The sequence below is a fragment of the bacterium genome, assembly GCA_040755795.1.
GTDB lineage: Bacteria > UBA9089 > CG2-30-40-21 > CG2-30-40-21 > SBAY01 > JBFLXS01.
On sequence record JBFLXS010000155.1, the window covers coordinates 1 to 8,585 of the forward strand.

At 34.4% G+C, this 8,585-nt stretch carries 5 protein-coding genes; all 5 read right to left on the minus strand.

Annotated features, from left to right (window positions below; genetic code table 11):
• Positions 1 to 432: 432 nt before the first annotated feature.
• The 5 genes from AB1414_10925 to AB1414_10945 all read right to left on the minus strand — a co-directional run bounded on the left by AB1414_10925 (position 433) and on the right by AB1414_10945 (position 8,328).
• The gene (locus AB1414_10925) at positions 433 to 1,956 is read right to left on the minus strand and encodes a HEAT repeat domain-containing protein (protein ID MEW6607942.1); all 1,524 of its coding nucleotides are present in this window, start codon (positions 1,954 to 1,956) and stop codon (positions 433 to 435) included.
• Between the two features lie 70 nt (positions 1,957 to 2,026).
• The gene (locus AB1414_10930; protein ID MEW6607943.1) at positions 2,027 to 4,348 is read right to left on the minus strand and encodes a tetratricopeptide repeat protein; all 2,322 of its coding nucleotides are present in this window, start codon (positions 4,346 to 4,348) and stop codon (positions 2,027 to 2,029) included.
• On the minus strand, positions 4,345 to 5,598 hold the full coding sequence (locus AB1414_10935) for a PorV/PorQ family protein (GenBank protein ID MEW6607944.1): 1,254 nt from the start codon (positions 5,596 to 5,598) through the stop codon (positions 4,345 to 4,347). Before AB1414_10935 ends, AB1414_10930 begins: the two co-directional genes overlap by 4 nt.
• Before the next feature lie 12 nt (positions 5,599 to 5,610).
• The gene (locus AB1414_10940) at positions 5,611 to 7,701 is read right to left on the minus strand and encodes a 6-bladed beta-propeller (protein MEW6607945.1); all 2,091 of its coding nucleotides are present in this window, start codon (positions 7,699 to 7,701) and stop codon (positions 5,611 to 5,613) included.
• Positions 7,702 to 7,713: 12 nt separating this feature from the next.
• A complete protein-coding gene (locus AB1414_10945; protein MEW6607946.1) occupies positions 7,714 to 8,328 on the minus strand; it encodes a hypothetical protein in 615 nt (204 codons plus the stop codon).
• Positions 8,329 to 8,585: the final 257 nt, after the last annotated feature.

An 8,585-nucleotide genomic window follows, 5' to 3' on the forward strand; every position in this document is an offset into this window, starting at 1 on the left:
TGATGGTGGTTGGCAACAACGAACTCCGGCAATGGCTGCTGGTCTAACCGACCACGTTTGGAGTATAGAGGAATGGCTTACCTATCCGGTTAGAGGAAGTTAGCTAATTTCGGACACCACCAAATTTTAGGTGGTGTCTGAAAATAACTCTAATAGTGAAATCTATGCAGATTGGGTGTCCAAAAGGGGATAAGGAGATAAAGGGAGATATAGAGATTATTCATTGTCCTTTCCAAAATTTTAGAATAAATTTATCTCCTTTTCTCCATAATCCCCATATCTCCTTTTCTTACACTATTTTAACCTTTATGCTAGATTAAGACACCACCAAAAATTCGCACTACATTTATGGGATGTCAGAGGTTAATTCGTGTGCATTTGTGGTTAATTTCCTTAATTCTCTGTGAACTCTGTGCCTCTGTGGCTGAACGGTTACTGATTTTCTTTTATCGTTTTCAGTGCATTAATAATCCTCTTAGCAAATGTTCGGACACCTGAGTCATTATCGTTTTTTGAGGCAGAGACTAACACATTCATTATCCTTTTGTTTTTATAATCTATTTTAGCCAGTGATTCAATCGCGGTCATACGGACAGTTTTATTTGAGTCATTTTTTAAAATCTTAATCAATGGTTCAACTGCCTGTTTATTTTTCATTTTCCCCAGTCCAATGACTGCCCCGCCTCGTGCATACCAATTTTCAGAACTTAAAGTAGTAATTAATGAATTAAAAATTTGGTCGTTGCCTGTTTTTCCAATTTCGCCTAAGGCGATTCCAATATACCATTGTATTTCGTCATTTTGTGTAGTCCTGGTCTCATTCAGCTCAATTAAAGATGTAATAGCGGATGTGCCTATTTTTATTAAAGTATTTGTAATGGTGTTTTTTAAAGTTTTCTCCCTGGCATTTTGTAAGCCAAACATTAAAGGTTTTATTGAAGGTTCGCCTATTTTTATCAGGGCATTACTACTCAATTGTTGGACAAATGCGTTTTTATCATTTAAGAGAGGTATAAGATGTGATATTACCTTTTCCTCACCTATATTTCCTAACGCAGATATTGCCTGTGCCTTAATATTTATGTTTGAATCATTTAAAAGTCCAATCAAGTCATCTACTGCCCTTTTATCACCTACTTTGCCGAGTGTAAGTGCGGCATAAGTTTTTACCTCTTCATCCTCATCTTTTAGACTATTAATTAACATTTCTATCCCGTCATTATTTCCTAATTTAGCAAGAGCAAAGGCGATATTAAGTCGAAGATTTTTATCCTCCTCTTTTAATAAAGGCAGGAGATATTTAATTGCATTTTTATCACCAATATTTCCTAAAGCCTCACCTGCATGCCAGCGAACAAGTATATTTTTACTACCTAATACCTCAATCAAAGGTTGAGGATTGCCTATTTGAGAAAGTGCCTCAGTGGCTGATTGTTGAACCTGACTATCCTCATCCTTCAGCAGGTTAATCAATGGTTTTATTGCCTCTTGAATCTTAAGTTTGCCAGCTGATTTAGCCGCATTTTCTCTAACAAAAGGTTGTTTATGAGATAGTGCGGTAATTAAGGCTTTAGATGCCCTGTTACCTCCTATTTCACCCAGTGCCCAGGCGGCATTACCCTGCACTACCCAATGGGAGTCTGTTAGCTTATCAATTAACGGTTTTAATGCCTGGTCATCCTTTAATTTACCCAGTGCCTTGACTGCTTCTCGTCTCACTTGCCAATCTTCATCTTTTAAAGCCTGAATTAATGGTTTTACTGCCTTTTTATTTCCTGATTCGCCTAATATAATTGCTGTTTGCTTACGAACTTCGGCATCCGTAGATTTTAAAGATTGAATTAAATTCCTGGGTATTTTTGCTTCCACTTGTTGATTGGCACAACTTGTTTGAGTTAATAATAAACCCAAAATAAATATAATCATCATTATTTTTTCTCTTATATTCTCTTTCAATTTAATTTCTCCTCCTTTTTGTTTGGTAATTGGTTAAATGGTAACTGGTAACTGGTTAAATAGTTACCAATTACAATTTATTCAAGACCCCCATGACGCTTTCGCGAACTAAACTATCGACTATTCCTGCTGAATAGCAATAAACTATTTTGTAGGCTATTTCTGCGTATCGCCGTGCTTTATCGAAATCATTTTTCTCTTTATAAATTTTGACTAAATTTGAGCATAAACCAACAGACTTCCTGTAAATATCTACTGTTCTTTTATCCCTCATTCCTTGATTTATATATGCCTGGCTCAAGGCAATAATCAAATCATGATTTTCTGGTTCGTATTTCATTGCCTCCTCATAGATTAGAATTGCCTCATTATCCAATCTATCTTCTTTCAGATATACCTTTGCCAGATTTTTTACCACAGTTTCGTCTCTATGTCCTAACTCATATAATTTTTGAAAAACATCAATTGCCTTTGCCTCCTCTCCATAATTACAATATGTTTTTCCAAGAATATTCAATATGTGAATATTATTTGGGTCAAATTTTAATGCCTCTTCAAAAATTTCAATTGCTCGTTCTCCGGGTCTCTTTTTCTTCATATAATAATCTGCAACAATTCTAATCATTTTTCGATTACCGGCATTAAGGAATATCGCTCGGTCATAGACTTTTATAGCCTTTTCATCTACCTGGTCTAATTTCAGATAAATTTCTGCTAATGCTGGATAAAGCCAGACTTTTTTCCCTTTTACTATTGCCTCTTCATAGATTGAAGCCGCTCGCTCATATTTTTTTTGCCAGAGATAAATTTTTGCTTTTATAGAATTTGATTGTGGCAAAATGGATAACCCTAAAATAACTATCAATAAAACCGAGGCAATATCACTTACATTAAATCTCCATGGTTTATTTTCTTTGATTAATACTTTTTGCTTTATCTTTACTGGAGTTTCTGGAGTTTTTAAAGAGGCGATGGCTTTAGATTGTTGGGATTTTTCCAGAGTTGTCCTGACTTCATTTATCTTTTTTTGTGCCATTATCTTTTCTTCATCGGTAATAGCGTATTTAAGTGCCTGACTAAAATTTTCCATTGCATCTTTACATCTATTTTGAGCTATTCGGCTCATTCCTAAATTATACCATTTATGATAGGTTTCCTGGCGTTTTGTCTCATTCAAAGACCTTTTTGCCTGATTTAATTGGACGGTTATCTTTCCTTTTTCATCGGCGGTAGTGGCATATTTAAAGGCGTTGTTAAACTCATTAATGGCATTTTCCCATCTTTTTTGCGCCATCTGTTCAATCCCTGAATTATACCGTTTCCAGTAGTTTGCTTTAACTTTCCGTTTATTCAAACCAATTTGTGCAGATTTTAACTTTTCTTTTATCATTATCTTTTCTTCATCGGTGGCGGCGTATTCAAGTGCTTGATTAAGATTCAAAATTGCCTGTTCCCAATTTTGTTGAGCAAATTGGTCAATACCTGAATTGTAGCATCTGAAGTAATTTTCTCTTGTTTTTATCTTATTCAAGTTATCTTGTGCAGATTTTATCTTTTCTTTTACCAGCGTCTTTTCATAATCCATTGTGGTATATTCGAGTGCCTGGTTAAAACTTGAGATGGCATCTTCATATTTTTGTTGAGATAGTTGGTCAATGCCTGAATTGTAACACTTATAGTAATTTTCTTTAGTTCTTTTATTATTTAAGCCGTTTTGTGCTTCTTTTATCTTTTCTGCTATCTCCTGGTTGCTTGTGGTATATTCAAGAGCCTTATTAAAACTCGAAATTGCCTCTTCCCAATTTTGTTGAGCGAGCTGGTCAATGCCTGAATTGTAGTATTTGCAATAATTTTCTTTTTCAATCGCCTTTTTTGCTGAGGCTAACTTATTCTTAGCAGAGGTATAATCCGGGTTAATTTCAAGTGCCTTTTTGAACCATTTTATTGCCTCCTCATACATTTTTTTGTTATAATAAGCACAACCAAGACCAGTTAGTGAATCAACGCATACAGGGTTATTTTCTAATTCCTTTTTGAACTCTTCAATTGCCTCATCAAACATCCCTTTATAATAATAAGCACAGGCAAGATTACTATGTGTAACTTTTGTCGTTAAGTTAAATTCTAATGCCTTTTTATAATTAGCAATTGCCTCATCAAACTGTCCTTTTTCATAATAAGCACAGCCAAGATTATTGTAGGCAATATCGTAGTCAGGATTTAATTTTATTGCCTTTTTATACATAGCGATTGCCGCTTCATAGTTTTTTTCTGCTCGATACTTTTCTCCTTGATTAAAATAAAAATAGGCATTTTCCTCAGTGCAGACATCCCTATTATTCATGATTAACATTACCCCAAGTAATGTCAGGGTCAAAACTAAATATTTCATATTTCATCTCCTCCTATGGTTACTTTGGCTCTAACTTCTTCAGGTTTTAGAGCATCTGATTCTTCTGAATCCTGGATTTTGGATTTTGGCTCTGGTAAAGGTTCTTCTTGTTTCAGGTCTTCTTCAAATTCTTCTATGACCGGTTTTTCTACGGTTTCTATTTTTTGTATTGTTTCTTTTTCAGGTTCGACATATTCAATTACCCTCTTCTCTTCGGACTCAAAAACCACATCAGGCTTTGAGTCCAAAGAGGTAGAGGGGGAGAGGACATTAGTATTTTGGATTTTGCTTTCTGAACTTTGGATTTCAGGTTTTAGGCTTTCATTTTGGACTTTAGACTTTAAACTTTCAAATTTCATATTAAGAGAAAGTTGATGAACATTACCGAGGTCATTGTAAGAAGAGTAGGCATAATCAAGTTTATATTTATCGTAATTTACTCCAAAACCGAAACTTAAGTTACCACAATCAACACCTGTTTTATATCCCAGTCTAATAGCGATATTTTCCATTTCCGGATACCGATATTCAGCACCTAAATGTAATCTCAGTCCATTATCATTGTTAGGTAAATCAACATCCATTGCCAGAGTGAGTATTTTGTTTGTTAACAATCTGTAACAGGCACCTAATTTAATATTATAAGGCAGGTTATCTTTAAAATTATTAAAAAGTGGGAGAAAATTTTGGAGTGTCAGTCCACAAGTTAGATTTTTAATAGATGTGTTATATAATAATCCTAAATCTGTCACAAGGGCACTTCTTGATGATTTAATTTTTTGATTAACATATTTTAAATTCAGTCCTGAATAAAGATTAGGTTTTATTGTTCTGGCATAAGTGAGATTAAGTAACAAATCGGACGCTTTAAATTCTCCGAAGTAAGTTTGATTTTGGTCATATTCTTTAATATCGTTTATTCCAAGATAGGACAGATTAGTGGCAAAAACACCAGGCAAATTTAGTTGTGATAATGGGTTGATATAAGTTAAGTATTCGTAGTTAATCTTTTCAAACCAGGCGATATGGGTAAAGGATAGTTCTTTATTTTCGAACAGGGCTAATCCGGCAGGGTTATAGTAGGTGGTTGTTGAGTCATCGGCGACGGCGGCAAAAGCTCCACCCATTGCTGTCGGTTTAGCACCAACACCTATTTTTAGAAATGTCGCTGTGCTTTTTCCTTGACTTTTTGCCTCAGTTACAGAGAATAAAACTAATAAGACTAATAAAGAGAATAATATCTTTTTCATTTGATTTTTCCTTTACTTTTCCACTGCAATTTTAAACTTTGTTGTGGCATCTTGAGTTTTAATCAGGCAGATATAAACGCCTTCTGAGACTATTTCATTATCATCGTTTTTGCCGTCCCATTTATCCTGACATTGCCCGGCTGGTCGTTGTGCAGAATCAAGTAAGGTTCTAATTAGTTCACCGGCTATATTATAAATTTTAATCGTGATTGGTTGTGTTGTTCCAATGGTATAAGTAATCGTTGTCGGTCGTAGATTAGGATTAAATGGATTTGGAAAATTATAGGCGTTTATTTCTGAATTAGGAACAGGATTATTTTGATTAATCTCATTTTCAAACTTCTGGACTCGTTGATTTCCAGTATCAACGATATAAATATTATTTTCATTATCAAGTGTAATTCCTCTTGGTGAATTAAACTCCCCATCATTATCTCCGTAATGTCCATAGGTAGAAATAAAATTACCATTGGCATCAAATACCTGTATTCGATTATTTCCCTTATCTACGATATAAAGATTATCACTCACATCAATATCAATTCCAAAGGGGCTATTGAACTCGCCATCATCCTGTCCCTGGTTACCAATTTTTTTAATAAAATTACCATCTTTATCATATACTTTAACACAATGATTTTTAATATCCACAACATAGACTTTATCTTTAGAATCAATCTCTATATTTACAGGGATACTAAGTGTTTCAGGATTAAGTAAAGTGGACCATTGTTTTTTAAAAACACCTTGTTTAGTAAAGACCTGTATGCGTTGATTATCTTTATCTACGACATAAATCAAGCCTGTAGAATCAACCGCTAAGTCATAAGGTGATAAGAACTCTCCTTCCATAGAGCCGTATTTGCCCCATTTGCGGATAAAATTTCCATTTTCAAATACTTGAATTCTGCAATTTTCCGTATCCGCCACATATACCCGATTATTATCCTTTGTATCTACCAGTATCCCATAAGGATTCCAGAATTTACCAGGCTCCATAACTGGGGTGCTTTTACCACCCCACCATCTAATAAAATTGCCATTTTTATCAAATTGTTGGATGCGATGATTATTAGAATCAGCAACATAGATATTATTTTGAGAATCCCTATCAATCCCAAAGGGAGAATTGAACCTTCCTGGCTCATGACTATATTCACTCCACATCTCAAGAGGAGTGGCTGTTTCATCAAACTTTTGAATACAATTATTTACTTTATCTGAGACATATACATTACCTGAACTGTTAATAACTATTCCTTTAGGAGATTCGAATTTTCCTAATTCCTCACCTCTTTCCCCAAATTTTTTCACAAAACCACCATTTACATCAAAAACCTGTATTCGTCTATTTGTCGTATCAACGACATAAATCTGCCCGGTAATTTTATCCATATTTATTCCTGTTGGGTAATCAAACTCACCGTCTTGATTTCCTTTTATGCCCCAACTTCGTATAAAATTACCGTTTTTATCAAACTTCTGGATACGATTATTATTTGTATCCGCAACATAGATAGAATCATTTATATCTAAAATTATACTTTGTGGACTGGAGAATTTCCCGGTTTCGGTTCCATAACCGCCAAACGCCATAAGGAAAGCGGCTGTATTACTAAATTTTTGGATACGATTATTATTTGTATCCAGAACATAAATATTAAATTCTGAATCAATAACAATATCCTGCGGTAATTTGAATTCACCATAATCCTCCCCAAAACTACCAAATATCTGAAGTAATTTTCCATCAGAGGTAAATTTTTGGATACGATTATTCCCTGTATCAACTACATAGATATTGTCATTTTTATCAATACCTATTCCTTCAGGAGCAAGGAATTCTTCTCTATTATTACCTTTTTTCCCCCAGATGGTAATTAGATTTCCCATAGAATCAAATTTTTGAAGGCGATGATTTGCGGTATCTACAACATAAACATTACCTTGTGAATCAACACCTATATCACCTGGTGAATTAAATCGATAAATAATAGCATCGTCAGGCCATTTTCCAATAAATGAGAGTAATTGTTGAGCAAATATATTGTTATATGCTAAAATACAGACTAAAGAAATTAAAGTTATAATTTTTTTCTTCATTTTTAAATTTCCTCAGATAATTGATGGCATTAGAGAGAAGGTAATAGTATTTTTATAATGACCGTGTGTATATCGAGCTAAATTACCCAGGCCGGCTTTAAATACTATCAATCTTGCATCCTTAGTTGACATAGTTACTTTAAATATCTCCTGGGCTTCGTTATGAACTCTAAGCCAATATGTCTTTTTATCGGGATATGTTCTAAATTTAGTGGTTGCACCTTCGATATTATTCTGGAGGATATATGTTTTTTCTGTTTGAACGGCTAAATATGTATCTTCGAGTCTGAGGATGCCTTCTGGACCTCCATACTGAATACCATGGACATAAAGAAGTCCACCATTTTGAGCATTACTGAACATAGTCAATTCAATAGCGCTACTCCTATCGGCAAAGCCTTTACCTGGGTCTATCGCTTCATTTCCACCTTCATATTCATCTTTACCTAAATTTCGGGCATAATCCTCAGGGCCAGGAATTACTCGTAAATTTGCGGTTAAAATCTCTAATTGGATAATCTCTGGTACCTCTAATTCTATATCTACATCACCTTGTTCTATTTCTCCCCAAACCGTCCCGCTCATAAGTAATAACCCACAAAGTAAATAGGTTACTCTTTTAATCATAAAAATTACCTCCTTTTCAAATCGTCAACCCGTAAGCGTTCAGCCACAGAGGCACAGAGTTCACAGAGAATTAGAGAAATTAGCCACAAATGGACACGAATTATAGCACTTATTAATCGAAATTTGACCCAGATATGGCTCTGAAATTCCAAATCACAAATTCCAAATTCCATTTAGTGAATTAGTGAATTAAGCGAATTAGCGAATTAGTAAAATCTAATCTCTAATTCACTAATCTCTAATTCGCTTTTTGGTAT

Excerpts from the sequence above, each read along its gene's own strand:
- AB1414_10930 (MEW6607943.1), bottom strand. The coding sequence starts at position 4,348 with ATGAAATATTTAGTTTTGACCCTGACATTACTTGGGGTAATGTTAATC.
- AB1414_10935 (MEW6607944.1), bottom strand. The coding sequence starts at position 5,598 with ATGAAAAAGATATTATTCTCTTTATTAGTCTTATTAGTTTTATTCTCT.
- AB1414_10940 (MEW6607945.1), bottom strand. The coding sequence starts at position 7,701 with ATGAAGAAAAAAATTATAACTTTAATTTCTTTAGTCTGTATTTTAGCA.
- AB1414_10945 (MEW6607946.1), bottom strand. The coding sequence starts at position 8,328 with ATGATTAAAAGAGTAACCTATTTACTTTGTGGGTTATTACTTATGAGC.